This is a genomic window from Thiobacillus sp., from assembly GCF_018780105.1.
GTDB lineage: Bacteria > Pseudomonadota > Gammaproteobacteria > Burkholderiales > Thiobacillaceae > Thiobacillus.
In genome coordinates this window covers 21,644-43,539 of the sequence record NZ_JADMKC010000030.1, presented here as the reverse complement: position 1 = coordinate 43,539, position 21,896 = coordinate 21,644, and the positions used below count along the sequence as shown (strand labels likewise).

Genomic DNA, 21,896 nt, shown 5'->3' with positions numbered 1-21,896 from the left:
GTGGCCTTAAATTTGAGCGTTGATTTCCAGCGGCTTGGGCTGTTGCGCCTCATGCGGATGATCCGCGCCCGCATAAATTTTCATTTTCTTGATCATGGCGTAGCCAAGCGGGCCTTTCGGGAGCATGCCCTTGACCGCTTTTTCCAGCGCACGACCGGGGAAACGCTCCTGCATCTTGCCAAAAGTCGTTTCGTAAATGCCGCCCGGGTAACCCGAGTGACGATAGTATTTCTTGTCGAGTTCCTTGTTGCCGGTCACGCGCAACTTGGATGCATTGACAACAACAATGTAATCGCCCGTGTCGACGTGCGGCGTGAATTCGGGCTTATGCTTGCCGCGCAAACGGCGGGCAATTTCGGAAGCCAGACGACCCAGCACTTTGTTATCAGCATCAACAACGAACCAGTCGCGTTGAACTTCATGCGTTTTAGCGGAAAAGGTTTTCATGACCCAACCTCTGCACAGAGGACTATCTTGGAAAGCCGGGTAGTTTACCCGCGCAGCCCGAACAAAGTCAAACACTGTGTGCGAATTTCGCAGGGCGCCGGCATACAATTCCTGCCATGTCCGCCTGGCTCGCCACAAATCTGATCGCTGCGGTCCTGCTCCCGCCGCTGCTTCTGGTGCTATTGCTGACCGCAGGTCTCATTTTCCACCGTCGCCGCCCCCGCCTGGCCATGTCGCTTATTATTCTCTCCACAACCGCACTCTATACCCTGGCCACGCCATGGATGGGCGGCCTGTTGCTCCGAACACTGGAAATCAGCCGTCCGATTGGGGTCACCGACATACAAAAAGCGGAGGCCATTGTCGTACTGGGCGGCGGCAGGCGCATCGCGTCCGCCGAATACGGCGGCGACACGCTGAACGGAATCAGCCTTGAGCGTCTGCGCTACGCAGCTCGCCTGCACCGCAGCAGCGGCCTCCCCATCCTGGTTACCGGCGGCAAGCCGGGAGGTGGCACCCTCACCGAAGGCCGCATCATGCAACAGGTTCTGCTGAGCGAATACGGCATTGCCTGCCACTGGGTCGAAGACGCTGCGCTTACGACGTGGGACAACGCCCGACTGTCCGCGCAGCATCTCAAACCCAAACAGATCCAGCGCATCGTGCTGGTCACCCACGCCTGGCATTTGCGGCGCGCCCTTCCCTTGTTCGAAGCGCAGGGCCTGAGCGTCGCTCCGGCCGGAATCCAGTTTTCCAGCGCCCGCATCGATTCAATCCTGGACTGCCTGCCCACGCCGGCCGGGCTACGCGACAGCACATTTGCCCTGCACGAATGGCTCGGCATTCTGTGGTACAAACTCCGTTCTTTTTTGTCTGAAAGCAACCCATGAAAGCCCGTGTCAAACTCATCGAAGGCGTCAGCTTCGTCGGCCAGAGCGAATCCGGTCATAGCGTCGTCATGGATGGCGCACCCGAATCAGGCGGCAAAAATCTTGGCGTGCGACCGATGGAAATGCTGCTGCTGGGCCTGGGCGGCTGCTCCGCATTCGATGTCGTCCACATCCTGCGCAAAGGCCGTCAGCACGTGACCGACTGCATCGCCGATATCGATGCCACGCGCGCCGACACCGACCCCAAGGTGTTTACCCGGATCCACGTCCACTTCACCGTCAGCGGCAAAGGCCTCGACCCCAAGCGGGTCGAACAGGCTGTCCATCTATCCGCCGAAAAATACTGCTCGGCCAGCATCATGCTGGGCAAGGTCGCCGAAATCACACACGACTTCGAGATTGTGGAAAACTAAGCAAAAAAAAAACGGGCTCCCGAAGGAGCCCGTTTCAGTTTCATCATTCAAACCGGGTTGCCCCGGCGTTGAATTAGAAAGAGTGCACCACGCCAACCGAGAAAGCGGAGTTGTCGTCATCAGCAACGGCCGAAGCCGGGAAACCTGCGACTTGGTCGCTGGTGCCGCCGCCTGCGCCGAGGGTGATGTTCTGACCATCAGCATACAGAACATACACGGAAGTACGCTTGGACAGGTTGTAGTCCATGCCAACGGTCCACTGCTCGGGATCGATATAGTTCGTGCCAACGGTGTCGTACTCGCCTTGCATGTAGTTGGCCTTGAAGACCATCGCGCCCATGGTGTAGGAACCGCCGACCATCCATGCGTCGTAGTCACCAGCCAGGGTGCCGACGGTGGTGGAGTCATCTTCCAGGCTGTCATATTGACCGACCAGCTTGAAGTCACCGAAGGTGAAGCCAGCAGCCAGACGATACTGAGCGCCCAGACCATTTGCCTCGTGGTAGTCGCCGTCACCGTAGCCAAAGCCCAGGAACAAGGGGCCGTTTGCGTAGGTCGCGCTCAGGTTGTACAGGCTGCGATCAGCCACGTCACCAGCGTTAGCTGCTGCAGAAACCGGGTCGGTGGAATAAGCTGCAGCAAAGCTGAAGCCGGTCCAGGTGGGGGAGATGTAGGCCACGACGTTGTCGCCGCGGGTGTCGGAACCGCCACCCATCACGTTGCGCGAGTCAGCGATGGTATCGCCGAACAGGTCAACTGCACGACCCACGAGCTTCAGCGGGGTGTCATGGTTACCGATCAGGGCGGTACCGAAACCACCCTTCAGGCCGACGAAGCTGTTGCGGCTTGCGAAGGTGCCGTTCTGCTCGTCCAGGTTGATGCCGGACTCGATCTGCCAAATGGCAGCCAGACCGCCGCCCAGATCTTCGGTGCCCTTGAAGCCGATGCGGCTGGCGTTGGAGGAAACCTGGGTGTCCGAGTAGTTGCTGTCGTCATAGAAGGACAGTGCGACATGCAGTTTGCCGTACACATCCACGTTGCTGGTGGCAGCGAAAGCCGGTGCGGAAACGACGCCGGCAACAGCCAGAGCGATCAGGGATTTTTTCATTGCTTTACTCCTAAGAAAGTAAAAATAAGTACCCAGAGGGCATAAAAAACCAATTATGGCTAAAGCTCTGCAGAGCTGTCCCACTTGGAAAAGTGCTCGTTGGACGGGGGTCGATTATCCAGACTGAGACCGGGGCGGCAAGCAAACCTGTTGTTTTTTCTGTTACGCAGCCGGAAAAGTGTTGTTTTGTTGCACCAGCGCTACAGCCCGCGGCCTCTGCGCCCATAGACACTGCCACCGACGGTCGGGGGTCGTCTACCTGAGAACAGGGGCCTCCGACTAGAATGGGCATTCATCTTGTTCGACCCGAAAGGACACGCCATGCGCTGGGAACACGGACGCCGCAGTGACAATATCGAAGACCGGCGCGGCATGCGCGTGGGCGGGAAGGGGCTGGCCGGAGGCGGCATCGGCGCGATCGTGCTGGCGCTGGTGGTGATGTATTTTGGCGGCGATCCGTCGGTGGTGCTGAACCAGGCCGGCGGCCTGATGCCGGTCCCCACCGAGCAGCAAGCTTCGCCCTCGAGCCCTGAAGAGGAAAAGCTCAAGGAATTCATGTCAGTGGTGCTGGCTGATACCGAAGATGTGTGGGGCGCGCTGTTCAAGGCATCGGGGCACGTCTATTCGCAGCCCCATCTGGTGCTGTTTTCCGGCGCGGTGCAGTCGGCTTGCGGTCACGCCGAAGCGGCGATGGGCCCTTTTTATTGCCCGGGCGACCAGAAGCTTTACTTGGATATGCGTTTTTTCAACGATCTGGCGCAACGCCATGATGCGCCGGGCGATTTTGCCCAGGCCTATGTGGTGGCGCACGAAGTCGGCCACCACGTGCAAACCCTGCTCGGCATTTCGGACAAGGTTCACGCGGCGCGCAGCCGCGCGGCGGAAGCCGAAGGCAATGCCCTGCAAGTGCGGATGGAACTGCAGGCCGACTGTTTTGCCGGGGTGTGGGCGCACCATGCCAACCGCGAACGGCAGATTCTGGAGCCGGGCGACACCGAAGAGGCCCTGGCGGCAGCGGCCGGCGTGGGCGACGACCGCCTGCAACAACAGGCACGCGGCTACGTGGTACCGGAGTCCTTTACCCACGGCTCGTCGGAACAGCGGATGCAATGGTTCAGCCACGGCATGCAAAGCGGCGATCCGGGTCAGTGCGACACGTTCAAGGCTGCACGGCTGTAGGCTTTTCAGCAACCGGGCAACAAAAAAGGCGACTCACGGGTCGCCTTTTTTGTTGTGCCAAGTTTTATTCGGCCAGGCCAAGGCCCGGCAGCCTGCCTGCTGATTACTTCTTCTTGCCAGCAGGAGTCGGCGCAACGACAGCGATGGACAAGGCCTCGGTGTAGCTGATGACCACGTTATCGCCTTTGGCCATGTTGCTGAATCCCTTGACGCCTTCCTTGACGGGGAAAGTGGCTTCCTTGCCCTGCGGGCCCTTCAGCGTGACGGTGCGGGCTTTTTGATCGATCGCAGTGACCACGCCGGTGACTTCCGTGCTGTTTGCCACAATGATGCTGGGCTTATCGCCTTTGGCCGCTCTGACCACGCGTTCTTTTTCTTCCACTTTCGGCGCCCCACCCATCTTGTTCACGCTGATGGACATTTCCTGAGCGTAGGTGGAGACAACCTTGTCGCCCGCGTTGATCTGGTCGAAGTTCACCATTTCAGGCCCGGCCGTGAAGGTGTGCGCCTTGCCATCCTTGGCCGTCAGCGTGAAGGTGCGATTGGCTTTGTCGACAGCCGTGACCGTTGCGCCGCCCGTGATGGAGTCGATCACGACCTTGCTAGGCAGCGTGGCGGAATCGGCCGATGCAACCGAAGCGGACAAGGACAACACGGCAGCGCATACGACGGAATACAGTTTTTTCATAACATCTCCAGGACTGAACGAAGGGATAAGCGGACCCCGTCTCAGGATCCCGCACACAAAACCTGTAAGCCTCACGCCCCGCACCTTGGGTGCAAACGCTAAACATACGCGCGGCAATATAGCACCGCCCCACGCGGCGCTACAAGAACGAACGAGCTTGTGGAATGTGCGCTCAGGCCCAGCGGCCGAATCCGGCGATGCCCACCATCAGCCGGATCAGCCCATAAGCCAGCCACGACAGCATGCGTTGCAGCCGGGGGCGGCGCTGCCAGTCAGCCGCATCGAGCGGGATGGCTTGACCGATAGCCTGTTGCAGACGCTGCTCCAGCGTGGATGCAAATCCTGCGTCTTCAACCACGATGTTGGCCTCGCGCGCCACCAGCAGGCTGAACGGGTCGAGGTTACTGGATCCCACTGTCGCCCAATGGCGGTCGATCACCGCCGCCTTGGCATGCAGTTCGCTTGCCCGGTATTCGTAAATTTCGACCCCCGCCGCCAGCAAATCGCGGTACAGGGCACGCGATGCGCTTTGATAAAAGGGATGATCGGTATGCCCCTGCACCAGCAGTTGCACCCGTACGCCGCGCGCCGCAGCCCGGCGCAGCAGCTGCCGGAAACGATGACCCGGCAGGAAATAGGCGCTGGCCAGAATGATTTCGTCGCGCGCCAGGGCCAGCGCAGCAAGATAGGCCCGCTCGATTTCGCGGCGATGCGCGAAGTTGTCACGCACCACGAAGGCGGCACGCACGTGGCCGTCGGTCGGCCAGGATGGTTCGGCCCAGTGCGCCTGCTCGCCAGTGCGCAATTGCGTCAACGCCACCAGCTGCCACAGATGACGCACGCTGGCATGAATGCGCGCCAGCAGCGGGCCCTGCACCTCGACGCTGAAATCGAGACGCGGCTGGGCGAACCGCACCGGCTCGAAATCATCGATCAGATTCATGCCACCGATCACGGCAATGCGCGCATCGATCACCGCCAGCTTGCGATGCAAGCGCCGCAGATTGCGGGGATTGGAAAGCCAGCCCGCAATGATCGGACGATAGACCAGCACCCTGACACCCGCAGCGCTCAACGCATCCCGCCAGGCTGTCGGCAACTGGCGCGAACCCACCCCATCGATCAGCAAACGCACCCGCACCCCGCGCTGCGCTGCGCGGATCAGCGCTGCCTGAACCGCCTCGGCGCTGGGGTCGGTGTTGAAAATGTAGGTTTCGAGGTGGACTTCATGCTGCGCGGCGTCGATGGCGGCAATCAGGGCCGGAAAGAATTCGGTTCCGCTTTGCAGCAAGCGCAGGCAATTGCCTGAAACCAGGTCGACACCGCGAAAAAACAAGGGTCGCCAGCGATTGCGCGCGGGCATCAGACTGCGCGAAGCTGGGCCGTCAGGGCGGCATGGTCGGAAATTCGGTGCCAGGCGTTGCCGGTTTGGACGCGTGCGGACTGGATGCTGAAACCCCGGATATAAATCCGGTCCAGCTGGAACATCGGCAAAAAGGCGGGATAACTGCGCGCTGTCTTGCCATGATGGGTTTTGAACACTTCGACCAGCCCCAGCTCGTCTTCGAAGAAATGGCCCGCGCGCACCAGCCAGTCGTTGAAGTCGCCGGCCAGGATCAACGGCGCATCGTCCGGCACCATCGCGTGCACGCGTGCCGCGATCATTTGCAGCTGGCGCCGGCGGCCGCGCTCGGTCAGCCCCAGGTGGACGTTGATGCAGTGCAGCGGCACGGGCATGCCCGGCACTTCGATTTCGCAATGCAGCATGCCGCGGCTCTCGAACGCATGCGCCGAAATATCCTGGTTCTCCCACGACAGGATCTTGTGGCGCGACAGGATGGCATTGCCGTGATGGCCGGTGTCGTAGACACAGTTCTTGCCGTAGACGAAATCGGTGTAGACGTGTCCGGCCAAAAACTCGTGCTGTGGCTTGGCCGGCCAGTGCTGGAATCGGCTGGCGCGCACGCCATGAACGCCCTGCACTTCCTGCAGAAACACGATATCGGTGCCCAGCGCGCCCAGACGATCGCGCAGTTCGTGCACCGTCAGTCGCTGATTGAATTGCGACAACCCCTTGTGCATGTTGTAACTGGCAATGTGCAGCGAAGCGCTCATGAGCTAATTATAGGGCGGGCAGGCGGCGGATCGCGGCGGCATTGCTGGGCGAGAAACAGGCCTCGGCCGCCGCCTCGCGCGACAGCCAGCGGTATCGCAAATGCTCGCGCGGCGCCAAGGTAACAGGCAAGGCGCCGGGCAGACACAGGCCAAACACATGCTCGGTGTTGTGCGTCACGCCCGGCGCGTAGCGATGGCGCCAGCGTTCATAGATTTCGTAGCGGGTTTCAATCCCCCAGTCGGTCAGCGCAAACTGGCCGGCGTCCAGCCCGGTCTCTTCGCGCACTTCACGAATCGCAGTCTGCATCAGGGTTTCGCCTGCATCCTGCGAGCCGGTGACCGATTGCCAGAGCCCCGGCGCATCGGCGCGCTCCATCAGGAGCACCTGACCATCCGCCGTGTGGATCACGACGAGGACGGAGACCGGTATTTTATGCGCGCTCAAATGATGCGGGCGTTGAGTGGAATGCCCGTCGTCAGGATGGCGATCAGGCGGTCGATATTTGGATGCCTGCCGGGATTCCGGCTGGCGTCTTCGGTGTGCTCGGCGAAAATTGCCAGGCCCTCGGCCGCCGCCTCGGCATTGATCGCACCGTATTGCTGCGCCAGATGGGCATACACGCGAAAAGAGCCTGCGGTGCCGGGTGCGTTGGCGATGACGGCGACTTCCGCACCGCTGCTGTCGGTCAGAACGAGTTGCTCGCCGGCGAACTCGGGCAAGGTTTTCAGGGTATCGGCGAATTTCATTTCAAAATCCTGATCCGCGAAGTACGCGAAGGGAACCTGCAGCGTGCTTCTTCGCGTTTCTTCGCGGATAAAAAAAGCTCAGGCCGCCTTGTCGGTCGAAACCGGGTTGCGTAGGCGGATGTGCAATTCGCGCAACTGCTTGTCGTCCACCACGTTCGGCGCATTGGTCATCAGGCAGCTGGCGCGCTGGGTTTTGGGGAATGCAATGACGTCGCGAATCGACTCGGCGCCGGTCATCAGGGTGACCAGACGATCCAGGCCGAACGCCAGACCGCCGTGTGGCGGCGCGCCGTATTGCAGCGCGTCGAGCAGGAAGCCGAATTTCTCGCGGCGTTCGTCCTCACCGATGTTGAGCGCAGCAAACACCTTGTCCTGCACCGTCTGCTTGTGGATGCGCACCGAACCGCCGCCGACTTCCCAGCCGTTCAGCACCATGTCGTACGCTTTCGACAGGCACTTACCGGGGTCGGTGGCAAGCCATTCTTCGTGACCGTCTTTGGGCGCAGTGAAGGGATGGTGCAGCGCGTCCCAGCGGTTTTCGTCCTCGTTGAACTCGAACATGGGGAAATCGACCACCCACAACGGCGCCCAGGCGCGGCCGTCGAGGTGGCCTTTCTCGTGGCCGATTTTCAGGCGCAGCGCGCCGAGCGCATCGTTGACCACCTTGGCCTTGTCCGCACCAAAGAAAATCAGGTCGCCGTTGGCCGCGCCGGTGCGCTCCATCACGGCCTTCAGCGCAGCGTCGGAAAGGTTCTTGACGATGGGCGATTGCAGGCCGGTTTCATTCAGTTGCGACACATCGTTGACCTTGATGTAGGCCAGTCCCTTGGCGCCGTAGATCTTGACGAACTCGGTGTAGGCGTCGATCTCGCTGCGCGAAAGCGCTGCGCCGCCGGGAATCCGCAATGCCGCGACGCGGCCCTTGGCATCGTTGGCCGGACCGGAAAACACCTTGAACGCAACGTCTTTCATCGCATCGCCGACATCGACGATTTCGAGTGTCACCCGCATGTCGGGCTTGTCAGAACCGTAGCGATTGATCGCCTCGTGATAGGTCATGCGCGGGAACGCGGCAGGCAGTTCGGTGCCCTGCGCCTTCATCATCATGTCGCGGATCATGCCTTCGACCAGCGCCATGATCTCTTCCTCGCCGAGGAATGAGGTTTCCAGGTCGACCTGGGTGAACTCGGGCTGGCGGTCGGCGCGCAGATCTTCGTCGCGGAAGCATTTGGTGATCTGGAAATAGCGGTCGACACCGGCCACCATCAGCAGCTGCTTGAACAGCTGCGGCGACTGCGGCAGCGCGTAGAACATGCCGTCATGCACCCGGCTCGGCACCAGGTAATCGCGTGCGCCTTCCGGGGTGCTGCGTGTCAGCATCGGCGTTTCGACTTCCATGAAACCGTGCGTGTCGAGGTAGTCGCGCATGATTTTGGACACGCGGTAGCGCAGCTTGAGGTTCTTCTGCATCGGCTCGCGGCGCAGGTCGAGATAGCGGTACTGCAGGCGGATGTTTTCGTTGATGTTGTCGTCGTCGATCTGGAACGGCGGTGTCAGCGAGGCGTTCAGCACCTCCAGATTGCGCGTCAGCATTTCGACCATGCCGGTCGGCATGTTGGGGTTTTCGGTGCCGGCTGGACGGGCGCGCACCAGGCCCTCGATCTTCAGCACGAATTCGGAGCGCACTTCCTCGGCCAGCTTGAATGCAGCTGGCGTATCGGGGTCGATCACCACCTGCATCATGCCTTCGCGGTCGCGCAGATCGATGAAGATCACGCCGCCGTGGTCGCGCCGCCGGTGCGCCCAGCCGCAGATCGTGATGGTTTTTCCGATATCGCCGGCGCTGACCGCGCCACAGTAATGAGTCCGCATGCTGTTTCCTGATTGCTTTCTATTGTTGAATCCCGGGGCGCGTTTCGCCGGAGGCCACGCCCATCGAAATAATGTATTTGAGCGCGCGATCGACCGGAATATCCAGCTCGATGACTTCGCTCTTTTTTACGTAAAAATAAAACCCGTTGACCGGACTCGGCGTGGTGGGAATGAACACCGCCACATGCGCCTCGGGCAGCATGCGCGCCACCTCATCCGGCACGTTGGTCTGAAACGCCAGCGACCACGCCTGCGGATGCGGGTAGCGTACCAGCAACACTTTACGAAACGCATGACCGCTGCCAGACAACAGCGTGTCGGACACCTGCTTGACGCTGCCGTAGATGCTTTTGACGACCGGAATGCGCGCCACCAGGGCCTCGGTCCAGTCGATCAGCTTCTGGCCGAAGAAATTGGTGGCGAACACGCCAGTGAGAACAATGACCAGCAAGGTCAGAATGACGCCCAGGCCCGGGATGCGCATGCCCAGCCAGGCATGCGGCTGCCACGCCGCGGGCAGCACGGTGAGCGTCTGGTCCATGCTGCCGATCAGCAGGTCGAGCACCCACAGCGTGATGCCCAGGGGCACCCAGATCAGCAGGCCGGTAATGAAATAGCGTTTCATGGAAAGAGTGGTTATACAAACAAAGAAGCGGGCGGCACATACCCAATTCAGGGCACATGCCGCCCGCTTCCAGGATCGTGGCTCGGCCTCAGTTACAGGCCGGGCATGCGCCGGTACCGCACGCGGGAGATGGTGCCTCGGACTTCGTTTCCGCAGGCTTGCTGCCGTTGCCCTTGAAATCCGTGGCGTACCAGCCATTGCCCTTGAGCGCGAACCCGGCGGCGGTCACCTGCTTGGCGTAATCCGCCTTGCCGCACGACGGACACACGCTCAGGGGCGCATCCGCAATTTTTTGCATTTCATCCTGGGCAAAACCGCAGGACGTACATTTGTAAGCGTAAATCGGCATAAAAATTCTCCGACAATCAAGAAGTTGCGTGATTATACCCAATAGAGCCGGGCACACGTACCTCTGCGGGGCACAAGTACCCACTCCGGGGCACACGTACCCCATGACGCTGTCACGGCGCCCGGACAGCCCGACGCCCGTTCCGGGCGAACGGGCCGCCCGCTCAAGCCCCCTCACCAAGCCATACTGAAGCTGCCGTACACCCGGCTACTGTAGACATTGGTGTCGCGGAACTCAGTGTACGCATCGCCCAGATTCTGTCCGACGATTGCCATTTCCACGTCGCGGCCTTCCCATTTCCAGCGGCGCGCCAGACGTGCATCCACGCGGGTGAACATTTGCGTCAAATCCCCCTCGGACAGCCACTTCATTTCGTCGTAATGCCAGGCGCCCAGACTGACCATCCAGCCATGGCCCATGCGGTAGCTGGTCAATATCTGCCAGCTGTTACGCGGCGAGGAGACGGGAATGTCCCTATTGAAGTTGGCCGCAGCGGGCGATGGGATGTCCGAGCGCATGAACACCCGGGCGAAATAGGCGACGACGTCCAGCGACTCCGTCGGCCGCCAGCGCAACTGAAGTTCGCCGCCCTGGGTGTCGACCGTACCGATATTGCCCGACTGGAGCTCCTTCGGCCGGATGCTGGCATCGTCAGAGGGGTCGAACAAGTCGTTGCTCTGGCCGATAAACTGATCGATGTGGTCCTTGAACAGGCGCACATCCAGTTCCAGCCGGGCCGGCTGGAACTGGCCCACATAGCCGATCTCGCGCGACAGCAAACGTTCGGGTTCAAGCCCGTCCGAGGGCACGGTCACCACGTCGCCGATTGCCCCGGACTGCAACAGAAAGACCTGATTGCCTTCTTCTTCGAAGAAAGTCGGCGAGCGGTACGCCCGCGAGATGCCCATGCGGAGGGTGTGTCCCGGCGCCAGGGTAAAGTTGACGGCGGCACGCGGCGAAACGTCTGCGCCGGTGTAGTAATGATGCTCCAGCATGGCGCCCGCCTGCAGCAGCATCCAGTCGTTGGCCCGCCATTCGATGTTGGCCGAGGCGCGCGCGAGTTCACCGCGCAGGGTCCGGTCCGAATTGTAGTTTTGCGGGCTGCGCACGGTTTCCTGCCGGACTTCTCCGCCCCAAACGGCGCGCAAATCTGGCGCCCACTGGTCATTGACCTGCAGCTCGATGCTGCTGCGGGTTTGCTGCAGATATTGGTCCACGTTGACCGTGACGGGCGGCACGATCAAATCCGCCACTTTGTTGGCATCGAAGCGGTTCTGGCTGAAATAGGCCTGTACCCGCCACTCGCGCATGGCAGATTCCACCTTGTGATAAGCCAGCTGCAGATACTGCGCCCGCGAATCCTGCTCGTTCGGCTCAACCAGGGAACCCAGTTCCCCGGTGAGCTTGCCCGCATCCCAGTTGCCCTGCGACACGCCAAACTGCGCCATCGCGTCCGAGTCCGGGGTAAGTTGCCAATCCATGCGGCCATTGACGAAGTAGGTATCGCTCGCTTCGAAATACTGTCCGTTCGCATTGCTGGCAGCGGATTTGAAGGTCACATCGCGCTCGAAGCGATCGCGCTGCTGCGCCGATGCGGTAATGCGATACCGCATGACCTCGTCGCCGCCGCCATGGCGCAGCGTCAGTCCGCCCATGTCCTGTTCGCCCGCCTGCATCGACACGAACTCGCCCGGCACCTGAGCCGCAGTCTTGGAAATGATGTTGATCACCGCAGCAAACGCATTGGCGCCATACACCGCAGCATCCGGGCCGCGCACCACTTCGATGCGTTCGATGTCGTCGATGGAAAGCGGCAAATCCGCCCAGTTCACCGCGCCGTAATGCGCGCTATAGATCGAGCGGCCGTCGACCAGCACCTGAAAACGCCGCGAATAGGCATCGCCCAGCCCGTGATAACCCGCTGCCCAGGTATTGTCGCGGGTATACGACACCGCAAAGCCCGGTACCAGCCGCAACAATTCGGGGATATCGCGAAAGCCCGACGCCCGGATCATGTCCTGGTCGATGATGGTGACGGCAGCAGGCGCTTCGTTGACTGGCTGCGACAGGCGAGACGCCGACAACACCACCGGCAGCTCGTCGAGAAAGTCCGCCTCCGACTCGGCCGCGGCGGCGGGCAGCGACAGTCCGGCGAGCACGGCCATGACGTACCTGCGCAGCAGGGTGTTGACGGCAGGGATGGAAATGCTGCGCAAAGGGAGGGTCAGGAATATTAAGGACACCGGGATTTTGCAGCAATTCAGCCGCGCTGGCTCAAAATCCTGCCCGGAATTGCACCAAGGCCTGCGATTCCGTTTCGCGTGCTGGGTCAAACTCCGCACCGCCGCCCAGCAGACGACGGCCGATGAGCGCCACTTCAAGCGGGACATCCGAGGTCTTGCCGCGCCAGGCGAGTCTCAGGTCAAGCAAATTGGTCCCTTCGATCTGGCCCCCCGCCCCCAGCCAGGTATACGGACCGCTTTTGTTCCACAAACCGCTTACCCACCACGCCTGACTCAAGCCATGCTCCGCCAGCAGGTTGAACGAGATGACGGTGCGGAATCATTCCAGTCCGGGTTGTCGGCTTTAATGCGTGCCCAGGCCGGCGCAAAGCGGAGACGCGTACGTTGGGCGGGCTTCCACTCAATCTCAAACTCAAGGCCTCTCACCGTGGCATCGCCCGCGTTGAAAAACTGGTAGGCCAGATCGTCCTGCCCATCGATATAAGACACTTCGGCGAAATCGATCAGATCGGTATAACGATCGTAAAAGGCCCGCATGTCGAGCGTCAGCCCCGCATCGGGCCAGGCCTGCCACCAGCCGATCTCGCGCGAAACGATGCGCTCTGATTGAAGATCGTCAGGCAGGATCAGCAAGGTATCGGGGCCATAACCAAAATCCGCAACGATCTGGCCGGACAATTCGTAATACGTTGGCACCCGGTAACCCAGGTTGTAGCCGATTCGGAATGACTGGGTGGCGCGCGGCTGATAATGCAAGGTGAGTCGGGGAGAAAACTCCTGTTGCCCGGCTTGGGTCGACTCCAGCATGGCGCCGGCATTCACCAGCCATTGCGGCGCCAGGCGGAACTCGCCGTTACCGTATACGCGCCAGGAGCGCTCCTCGATCGATTCCGGCTGGTTGTAATAAAACTGCGACTGCACTTCGTCCATGCGATATTCCGCTCCCAGCGCGACACGCGCGGCGGGGGCCAGGGCAAAGTTCCAGGCTGCAATGAGATTCTGCCGCCGGGTCGAGAACCCGAGATCCAGCGGTGGAGGAAATCCACCCAGATCAAGAGTGTCGCCGTAGGTCTGCTGCGTGAAGTTGTAGAACAGGCGGGTTTCCGCGCCATCCTCATAGACCCGCTGCCAGATGGCCTGCCCATAGGCCGAGTGCAGATTGACCGGAAAAACCTGTCCGGCGGCCGCATCCTCGTCCAGCTGGGTATGGGCAACGCCACCCATCAATGTCAGGGTATCCATATTGCTGATGCGCCAGTCTCCCCGCCCATCGACAAAGCGATCCCGAACGTCGTCCGGTATGGATTCGTAGTAGTCGTCAGAGCGTTGCGAAACCGAAATACGCCATTGTCCGGATTCGGTCACTCCGCCTATCCGTGCGCTGAGTTCCCGATAACCGCCCTCGCCCACCCCAACCTTGACGCCCGGGCGAGTACCGCCGACGTCCGCACGGGTCAGGAAATTGATCACCCCCAGGAAAGCATTCGCGCCATAGCTGGCTGCTGCCGGCCCACGTATGACTTCAACACGGTCGATGTCTTCCAGCGAAAGCGGCAGATTGCGCCAGTAAACCTGGCCAAAGTCGGGGCTGTAGACCGAGCGCCCGTCGATCAGCACCTGAAAGCGGCGGGCATAGCCATCGCCCAGGCCGTGATAGCTCAGCGTCCCCACCAGCCCATCCTGATGTGCGACCGAAAACCCCGGCACCAGCCGGAATACGTCGAGCACGTGGGTTATGCCTGCGGCCCGAATCATCTCCCGATCGATGACCGTAACCGCAGAGGGTGCGTCTGCGAGTGACTGGCTCAGACGCGATGGCGACAAGACCACGGGAAGATCGGCCAGAAAATCCGCCTCGCTCAAGGCCGCGGCTTGGGTCGATGTGCACAGGACAAGCCCGGCAGGCCCAAGCCATCGTCTCCTTATTCCCACCGGCTACTCCCTGATTATTTTTATGTGCCGGAACCGGCGAATGCTGGATCAGAACGGAATATCGTCTTCCATATCGTCGAAACCGCTCGATGCCGGGCGCGCAGGCGGGGCGCTGGGACGCGGCGCGGGTTTCGGTGCGGCCTGCTGCGTGTAACCGCCGTCGTCCATGTCCGCCATGCCGCCACCGCCCTTGCTGCCAAGCATCTGCATGCGGTCGCCGCGGATTTCGGTGGCGTATTTTTCGACGCCATCCTTGTCGGTGTATTTACGGGTGCGCAGCGAGCCTTCGACGTAAATCTGGCTGCCTTTCTTCAGATACTGGCCGCAGATTTCGGCCTGACGGCCAAAGAAGCTGATGCGATGCCACTCGGTGGCTTCCTTCATCTCGCCGCTTTTGTCCTTGAATTTATCGGTGGTGGCCAGCGCCAGATTGGCGACAGCATCGCCGCTCGGCAAATATCGCATGTCGGGATCACGCCCCAGGTTGCCGACCAGAATGACTTTATTGACGGATGCCATGTTTTTCCCCGTTTGAAATTGAATAGATTGAGCGGTTTCCGGATGTGGATTCTATCAGGCAGCTTCAGGCAAGCGGCCTGCCAGCACGCTGCGCGCGCCGTCTTCGTCCCAGCCCTTGATGCTGACTTTCAGCATGGCCACGCCTTCTTCGCCCAGCACCACCGCCTCGACCACACCGGCCACCCCGACCAGCCGCATTTTCAGCAGCGCAGCCTGATCGGGCGGCATCACGCCGACGCGAAACATGCGGGTTTTGATCGCGGGCGGCGCCTGCATCGACAGGCTGGCCAGCAGCCATCCCGCCATCAGCACCACGCAGAAGATGAACACGGCCTGAAAGCCATGGTGCTGCGCCAGCCAGCCGCCAACCACGCCTCCGAAAAACAGCCCCAAAGCTTGCGCGGTGTTGTAGACCCCCATCGCCGTGCCCTTGGCGGACACCGGCGCCAGCTTGGAGATCAGCGAAGGCAGGCTCGCTTCGAGCAGGTTGAACGCGACAAAATAGACGAACAGCGCGGCGACAATGCTCCAGAAATGGCCAATACCCAGTGCCAGCCCGACTTGCGCCAGCAGCATCAAGGCCACCGCGCTGACAAAAACCGGCTTCATGCGGCCACGCTTTTCGCCATAGATGATGGCGGGAACGATCAGCACGAGCGAACCCAGCAGCACCGGCAAGTACACCATCCAGTGATGCTCGACCGTCAGCCCGGTGTCTTTCAGCGCCACCGGCACCACGACGAACATCGCCATTTGCGCGGCATGCAGCGCAAAGATGCCGAAATCGAGCCGCACCAGCTGGCTGTTTTTCAGCACGTCGATCAAATTGGCCGGGTTGGCCTGCGCGTCGGCATGAAAGTGGCTGGATGCGGGATCGGGCACCCATACTTTCACCACCCAGATCGCTGCCAGCGCGAGCACCCCGGTGAGCGCAAAAATGCCCGGAACGCCGATCACATGCGCGAGCGCGGGGCCGGCGACCATCGACACGGCGAACGCGACGCCAATGGTCGATCCGATCATCGCCATGGCTTTGGTGCGGTGCTCTTCGCGGGTGAGGTCGGCCAGCATCGCGCTGACGGCGGCGGAAACCGCACCCGCGCCCTGCAAGGCACGGCCGGCGATGGTCCAGTAGATGTCGGTGGCGGTAGCCGCCAGGAAACTACCGAGCGCAAATAGAATCAAGCCGAAAATAATGACTTTTTTGCGCCCGATGCGGTCGGACGCCATGCCGAACGGAATCATCAGGATGGCCTGGGTGAGGCCATACATGCCCAGCGCGAGTCCGACCAGGGTATGGTTGTCGCCGCCGGGCAGATGCTCGGCATACAGCGCGAACACCGGCAGGATCAGGAACATGCCGAGCATCCGCAGACCGAAAATGGCGGCCAGCCCGGATGCAGCCCGCTTTTCGCTGCGGGTCATGGATTCGGAGAGTTCGAGTTCGGACACAGCGGAGAATTCGGTGGGCAACGGAAGTCCGTTATATTAGCAGGTCGCGAATTACGTCCTCCGTCCCCAATATGGAAACCATCCGCATCCGCGGCGCCCGCACCCACAACCTGAAGAACATCAACCTCGACCTGCCGCGCAACAAGCTGGTGGTGATCACGGGCCTGTCGGGATCGGGCAAATCCTCGCTGGCGTTCGACACGCTGTATGCCGAAGGCCAGCGGCGCTACGTCGAATCGCTGTCGGCCTACGCGCGGCAGTTTTTGCAGCTGATGGAAAAGCCCGACGTCGATCTGATCGAAGGCCTATCGCCCGCGATTTCCATCGAGCAGAAGGCCACCAGCCACAATCCGCGCTCGACCGTCGGCACGGTGACCGAAATCCACGATTACCTGCGCCTGCTGTATGCCCGCGTCGGCGATCCGCGCTGTCCGGAACACGGCATCACGCTGGCCGCGCAGACGGTGTCGCAGATGGTTGACGCCGTGCTGGCGTTGCCGGAAGACACCAAGCTGATGATCCTCGCGCCGCTGGTGGTGGGCCGCAAGGGCGAGAACGTCGAACTGTTCACCGAGCTGCGCGCACAGGGTTTCGTGCGGGTACGGGTGGACGGCAAAGTGCACGAGATCGACGCCGTGCCCAAGCTGGACAAGAACAAGAAGCACACCATCGAAGTGGTGGTCGACCGCCTGAAAGTGCGCATCGACGCCAAGCAGCGTCTGGCCGAAAGCTTCGAGACCGCGCTGCGCCATGCCGACGGGCGCGCGCTGGCGATGGAGATGGACAGCGGCAAGGAACACCTGTTCTCCGCCAAATTCGCCTGCCCGGTGTGCAGCTACGCCCTGCCCGAACTGGAGCCGCGGCTATTCTCGTTCAACAATCCGATGGGCGCCTGCCCCACCTGCGACGGCCTCGGCCAGATCAGCTTTTTCGATCCTGCGCGCGTGGTCGCTTTTCCGCACCTGTCACTGGCCTCGGGCGCGATCAAGGGCTGGGACAAGCGCAACCAGTTCTTTTACATGCTGCTGCAAAGCCTGGCGATGCACTACGGTTTCGACCTCGACGCGCCATGGGACGAACTGCCCGATCGCATCCGCGATGTCATCCTCAACGGCAGTGGCAAGGAATCCATCGTCTTCCAGGTGCTGGCGCCGCGCGGCGGCTTCACTACGAAAAGCTATCCATTCGAGGGCGTGCTCGCCAACATGGCGCGGCGCTACCACGAATCCGATTCGACGGCGGTGCGCGAAGAGCTCGCCAAATACCAGAACAACAAGCCCTGCCCGGCTTGCCACGGCACGCGGCTGCGCGAGGAAGCGCGCCACGTGATGGTCGGCGGCGTGCCGATTTATGAAGTCAGCGCGATGCCGCTGAAGCAGGCGCTGGCGTTTTTCGAGGCGCTGACGCTCGAAGGCCACCGCGCCCAGATCGCCGAGAAGATCGTCCAGGAAATCATCGCCCGCGTCGGCTTCCTCAACAATGTCGGACTGGATTACCTGTCGCTCGACCGCTCCGCCGACACGCTGTCGGGCGGCGAATCGCAGCGCATCCGGCTGGCCAGCCAGATCGGCTCAGGCCTCACCGGCGTGATGTACGTGCTCGACGAGCCTTCGATCGGTCTGCACCAGCGCGACAACGATCGCCTCCTGTCCACGCTGAAACACCTGCGCGACATCGGCAACTCGGTGCTGGTGGTCGAGCACGACGAAGACGCCATCCGCGCCGCCGATTACGTGGTCGACATGGGGCCCGGCGCGGGCGTGCATGGCGGCGAAGTGGTGGCCGAAGGCACGCCGGAAGAAATCCGCCTGTCGGAACACTCGCTCACCGGCCAGTATCTGTCCGGGCGCCGGTCGATCGCCATGCCCGCGCAGCGCCGCGCACCCGACCCGGAGCGGCAACTGGTGGTGACGAAGGCCAGCGGCAACAACCTGAAAAACGTCACGCTGAATCTGCCGGTCGGGCTGTTCGTCTGCATCACCGGCGTCTCCGGCTCGGGCAAATCGACGCTGATCAACGACACGCTGTACGCCGCCGTCGCGCGCCATCTGTATGGTTCCTCGACCGAACCCGCACCGCACGGCGAAATCCGCGGGATGGAATTTTTCGACAAGGTGATCAACGTCGATCAAAGCCCGATCGGCCGCACCCCGCGTTCCAACCCTGCCACCTACACCGGACTGTTCACCCCGATCCGCGAACTGTTCGCCGGCGTACCGGAAGCGCGTATGCGCGGCTACGGCCCCGGCCGCTTCAGCTTCAACGTCAAGGGCGGCCGCTGCGAAGCCTGCCAGGGCGACGGCGTGATCAAGGTGGAAATGCATTTCCTGCCCGACATCTATGTGCCGTGCGACACCTGCCACGGCGCGCGCTACAACCGCGAAACCCTGGAAATCCATTACAAGGGCAAGACCATCCGCGACGTGCTGGAAATGACCATCGAGCAAGCGCACGAATTCTTCGCCGTCGTGCCGGTGGTCCGGCGCAAGCTGCAAACCCTGCTCGACGTCGGCCTCGGCTACATCCGCCTCGGCCAGTCCGCCACCACGCTGTCGGGCGGCGAGGCGCAGCGGGTCAAGCTCGCGCTGGAACTCAGCAAACGCGACACCGGCCGCACGCTGTACATTCTGGACGAGCCCACCACCGGGCTGCACTTCGCCGACATCGATCTGCTGTTGAAAGTATTGCAGCGGCTGTCCGACGCCGGCAACAGCGTCGTCGTCATCGAGCACAATCTGGATGTGATCAAAACCGCCGACTGGCTGATCGACCTCGGCCCAGAGGGCGGCGCGGGCGGCGGCCTGATCCTCGCGGAAGGCACGCCGGAAACGGTGGCGGACAACCCGGCCAGCCACACCGGCCACTACCTGCGCCCGGTGCTCGCCAAGCGCTGACGCTTACCTTAGCGGTTCTCGAAGCGGTTGTAGTCAAACAGCGCCGCGTCCACCCCTACCCGTTCGCGGAAGGCCGCCAGCAATTGATCGCTGTGCGGCCAGAACCGCGCATCGGTGCGACGGATGGCATAACGTGCCATCAGTTTCGTCCGGTAGTCATCCTCGCTTTCAAGCGCGGCCACCATGTCGACGAATCCCGGCAGATCGGTTTCATTCAGGGCAAAAAATGCATTCGGGTATGCCCCGAGGAAACCCTCGACCAGCGTGAGCGTGTCTTCATTCGGCAAACGCTCATCCTTGCTGTCGAGAAGATGCGAAACATTGCCATAGGCCTTGTTGTGCAGCAGCGTGTAGTAATGCACCTGACCATCGTTGCCGCGCAGCGCGACAAAAGCCACTTCGGGCAGCGGCGCCAGTGCGGCGCCGCTCAGGCCGGCAAGGCGCGCGAGCTGTTTGCGCGGCACCTCACCCAGCCCCTTGCCGTCGAGATCGAAATGCGGGTTGTGCACCGGCTTCAGCCGCTGTTGCAACATCTGCTGCAGCTCGGCATTCGGATGCGTGGTCTGATAGGGAATGCCGCTCTGCGGCTTGAACCAGGCCTTGCTGCCGTCGAGGTAAGCCTTGATATCGTCGCTGGCGCCGCGGTACCAGACATCCCGCACGTCGTCGCGTGCCTCGACAGGCAGCAATGACAGATAGTTCATCTGCGCCTCCATGCGCAGGAAATCCATGTACAGGCGGGTGACGAGCTGATGTCCGACATCGCCATACACGTCGTAGCCCGCCACCAGCAAATAGTGGATGCGCTCCAGCAGGGGATAGCCCAGCAACCACACGGTCTGCGGTTGCGGCCCAATCAGGCCCTGCACGACCGAGGCGCTGTCTTCGTGGCGAAAGATGGTCAGCGCGGCATTGCGGTTGCTACCGTCGCCTGACCAGATCGCATCCAGCGTCAGCTTGCGCTTGCCGTCGAATGCCGCGCTGGTGAACTCGCTCTTGGCGCGCAGATAGCTGGACTGCCTGTCAGCATATTTTTTCCAGTCCAGCAGCGCACTGATCTCGCTGCCCTGCTGCGCCGGCAACTGCAGATTGCCGAGTTCGCGCGCGAGAAACGCCGCATCGTGATCGCTCGCCCCCAGCGCCGGATCCAGAAAGAACACCCAGGAATAATCGTTGATCACGCTCAACGCCACCTGGCCACGGCAGACCGGGCCCTTGATGAACCCCATCACCGTGTATTGCGCTTCGTCGAGCATGAAGCGATAGCGCGCCTGCGTGGGCAGGGCCTGAAAGGCGATGAAGGGGTTGGCGGCCACCGCAGGTTCGTATGAAGGCAAGGCCTCGACTGCATAGTCGGGGTCGAGGAAGAGCGCCGTCATTTTGGCCATGCGCGCAGGATTGAGCGCATAGGGCATGTGCGTCTTGCTGAGCAGCGTATCTTCTACGCGGCGCAGGCGGTAATACACCCGCTCGACCCCGGGATCGTCGAACGGCCGGCGCGTGGCGATGATCTGGATGGGCTGGCCGGGCGGGGTTTTCGAGCGCACCAGATCAAAATATTCGCCCGGCGGCAGATCGTCGAAATACAGATGCGCCAGGAACCAGTGCTCGTAGACGTAGCGTGCCATCAACTGCGACTTTTTCGACTCGCCATTGAGAAACGCTTCCCACTGCCCCACCCGCTCAAGCTGCGCCGCAGCAAGATCGGGCTTGGGTACGTAGGGCGCACCCGCCTCGATCCAGCGCGTCAGGGTTTGATACTCGGCATCGGGCAAGCCCGGCATGCCAAACGGCATGCCCCATTGCGGGTGATCCTTTTCCAGGCTCGCCACGTTCTCAACCGTCGGGCAAACCTGTTTGCGGTCGAGCGAAAAATCATACTCAGCGGCCGGCAACACCCCGCCCTCCGGTTGCGGATGGGTGCGCTTGAGCTGCAGCAAGCGGTAAATCACGCTGGCTTCCCGATTGGCCTCGGGCGTGGGATCGCGTTCGTTCAGCACGGCATGAAATCCCTGCTGGCGCCACGCGACCGGCGTCTGCGCGTCGATGTGGATACGCGTCGGATCGGTCTCGATCAAACGGGTGCCATACACCTCGATCGGATTGGCGCCGCGCCGTAATCCATCGTGAGACGCCAGCGTCAGCTGGCACGGCGCGTCATAGCAGCCATGGCAAACCACGCAGCGGCTGTCGACGATACGTTTCACATCGTCCCGGTAATGCGGCACCGAGGCCGCCACCTGAGTCGGGGCAGCCCGGCCCGGATCCGGCTGACCGAAACGCGCATCGAGTTCGTGACGCGTATAGGCTGCGCATCCGGCCAGCAACACGAGCATCAGGATCGATGCCAGCAAACGTGACGCGCCCATCGCATCAGCTCCATAAAATCAGTTCGGCAAATATTCTAGACGGCTTTATACGAC

General features: G+C 61.6%; 20 protein-coding genes. 4 read left to right on the top strand and 16 right to left on the bottom strand.

Annotation, left to right across the window (positions count from 1 at the left end; genetic code table 11):
* Positions 1–6: 6 nt before the first annotated feature.
* Positions 7–447, bottom strand: a complete 441-nt coding sequence (gene rplM / locus IV098_RS13340; protein WP_296889872.1) for a 50S ribosomal protein L13 — start codon at positions 445–447, stop codon at positions 7–9.
* Between the two features lie 116 nt (positions 448–563).
* Between rplM and IV098_RS13335 the strand changes: the two genes are divergently transcribed.
* Together IV098_RS13335 and IV098_RS13330 are read left to right on the top strand one after the other, a co-directional pair.
* Positions 564–1,337: a YdcF family protein gene (locus tag IV098_RS13335; protein ID WP_296889870.1), complete on the top strand. Its 774-nt coding sequence runs from the start codon at positions 564–566 to the stop codon at positions 1,335–1,337.
* On the top strand, positions 1,334–1,750 hold the full coding sequence (locus IV098_RS13330) for an OsmC family protein (RefSeq protein ID WP_296889868.1): 417 nt from the start codon (positions 1,334–1,336) through the stop codon (positions 1,748–1,750). The genes IV098_RS13335 and IV098_RS13330 overlap by 4 nt, the downstream gene beginning before the upstream one ends.
* 73 nt (positions 1,751–1,823) lie before the next feature.
* Here the strand turns inward: IV098_RS13330 and IV098_RS13325 are convergent, their stop codons facing one another.
* Entirely contained in the window at positions 1,824–2,858 is a 1,035-nt protein-coding gene (locus IV098_RS13325; RefSeq protein ID WP_296889866.1) for a porin, read from the bottom strand.
* A gap of 321 nt (positions 2,859–3,179) precedes the next feature.
* On the opposite strand from IV098_RS13325, the gene IV098_RS13320 reads away from it, so the two are divergent.
* Entirely contained in the window at positions 3,180–4,037 is an 858-nt protein-coding gene (locus IV098_RS13320; RefSeq protein WP_296889864.1) for a neutral zinc metallopeptidase, read from the top strand.
* Between the two features lie 103 nt (positions 4,038–4,140).
* On the opposite strand, the gene IV098_RS13315 is transcribed toward IV098_RS13320, so the two are convergent.
* The 13 genes from IV098_RS13315 to IV098_RS13255 form a co-directional block, all read right to left on the bottom strand.
* On the bottom strand, positions 4,141–4,725 hold the full coding sequence (locus tag IV098_RS13315; protein ID WP_296889862.1) for a hypothetical protein: 585 nt from the start codon (positions 4,723–4,725) through the stop codon (positions 4,141–4,143).
* 172 nt (positions 4,726–4,897) lie between these two features.
* Positions 4,898–6,088 (bottom strand): cardiolipin synthase ClsB, encoded by a 1,191-nt coding sequence (gene clsB, locus IV098_RS13310; RefSeq protein ID WP_296889860.1) that lies wholly within the window; start codon positions 6,086–6,088, stop codon positions 4,898–4,900.
* Positions 6,088–6,840 (bottom strand): endonuclease/exonuclease/phosphatase family protein, encoded by a 753-nt coding sequence (locus IV098_RS13305; protein WP_296889858.1) that lies wholly within the window; start codon positions 6,838–6,840, stop codon positions 6,088–6,090. Before IV098_RS13305 ends, clsB begins: the two co-directional genes overlap by 1 nt.
* Before the next feature lie 7 nt (positions 6,841–6,847).
* Positions 6,848–7,285, bottom strand: coding sequence for a dihydroneopterin triphosphate diphosphatase (gene nudB / locus IV098_RS13300; protein WP_296889856.1), 438 nt, complete (start codon positions 7,283–7,285; stop codon positions 6,848–6,850).
* Positions 7,282–7,587, bottom strand: a complete 306-nt coding sequence (locus tag IV098_RS13295; protein WP_296889854.1) for a DUF2322 family protein — start codon at positions 7,585–7,587, stop codon at positions 7,282–7,284. Before IV098_RS13295 ends, nudB begins: the two co-directional genes overlap by 4 nt.
* Before the next feature lie 78 nt (positions 7,588–7,665).
* Positions 7,666–9,459, bottom strand: a complete 1,794-nt coding sequence (gene aspS / locus IV098_RS13290; RefSeq protein ID WP_296889852.1) for an aspartate--tRNA ligase — start codon at positions 9,457–9,459, stop codon at positions 7,666–7,668.
* Positions 9,460–9,478: 19 nt separating this feature from the next.
* Positions 9,479–10,084, bottom strand: a complete 606-nt coding sequence (locus IV098_RS13285) for a DUF502 domain-containing protein (protein ID WP_296889850.1) — start codon at positions 10,082–10,084, stop codon at positions 9,479–9,481.
* Between the two features lie 88 nt (positions 10,085–10,172).
* Positions 10,173–10,433 carry an FmdB family zinc ribbon protein gene (locus IV098_RS13280; protein WP_296889848.1) on the bottom strand — a complete coding sequence of 87 codons (261 nt, stop codon included), beginning with the start codon at positions 10,431–10,433 and terminating at the stop codon, positions 10,173–10,175.
* A 173-nt stretch (positions 10,434–10,606) separates the two neighbouring features.
* Entirely contained in the window at positions 10,607–12,676 is a 2,070-nt protein-coding gene (locus IV098_RS13275; protein WP_296889846.1) for a TonB-dependent siderophore receptor, read from the bottom strand.
* Between the two features lie 31 nt (positions 12,677–12,707).
* Positions 12,708–12,953, bottom strand: coding sequence for a hypothetical protein (locus IV098_RS13270; protein ID WP_296889844.1), 246 nt, complete (start codon positions 12,951–12,953; stop codon positions 12,708–12,710).
* Complete coding sequence (locus IV098_RS13265) at positions 12,950–14,506, bottom strand: TonB-dependent siderophore receptor (protein WP_296889891.1); 1,557 nt, start codon at positions 14,504–14,506, stop codon at positions 12,950–12,952. The genes IV098_RS13270 and IV098_RS13265 overlap by 4 nt, the downstream gene beginning before the upstream one ends.
* A gap of 150 nt (positions 14,507–14,656) precedes the next feature.
* Positions 14,657–15,127, bottom strand: a complete 471-nt coding sequence (ssb, locus tag IV098_RS13260; protein ID WP_296889841.1) for a single-stranded DNA-binding protein — start codon at positions 15,125–15,127, stop codon at positions 14,657–14,659.
* A gap of 54 nt (positions 15,128–15,181) precedes the next feature.
* On the bottom strand, positions 15,182–16,552 hold the full coding sequence (locus IV098_RS13255; RefSeq protein WP_296889889.1) for an MFS transporter: 1,371 nt from the start codon (positions 16,550–16,552) through the stop codon (positions 15,182–15,184).
* Between the two features lie 98 nt (positions 16,553–16,650).
* On the opposite strand from IV098_RS13255, the gene uvrA reads away from it, so the two are divergent.
* Positions 16,651–19,473, top strand: coding sequence for an excinuclease ABC subunit UvrA (uvrA, locus tag IV098_RS13250; RefSeq protein ID WP_296889839.1), 2,823 nt, complete (start codon positions 16,651–16,653; stop codon positions 19,471–19,473).
* 8 nt (positions 19,474–19,481) lie between these two features.
* On the opposite strand, the gene IV098_RS13245 is transcribed toward uvrA, so the two are convergent.
* Positions 19,482–21,842, bottom strand: coding sequence for a fatty acid cis/trans isomerase (locus IV098_RS13245; protein WP_296889838.1), 2,361 nt, complete (start codon positions 21,840–21,842; stop codon positions 19,482–19,484).
* Positions 21,843–21,896 lie beyond the last annotated feature (54 nt).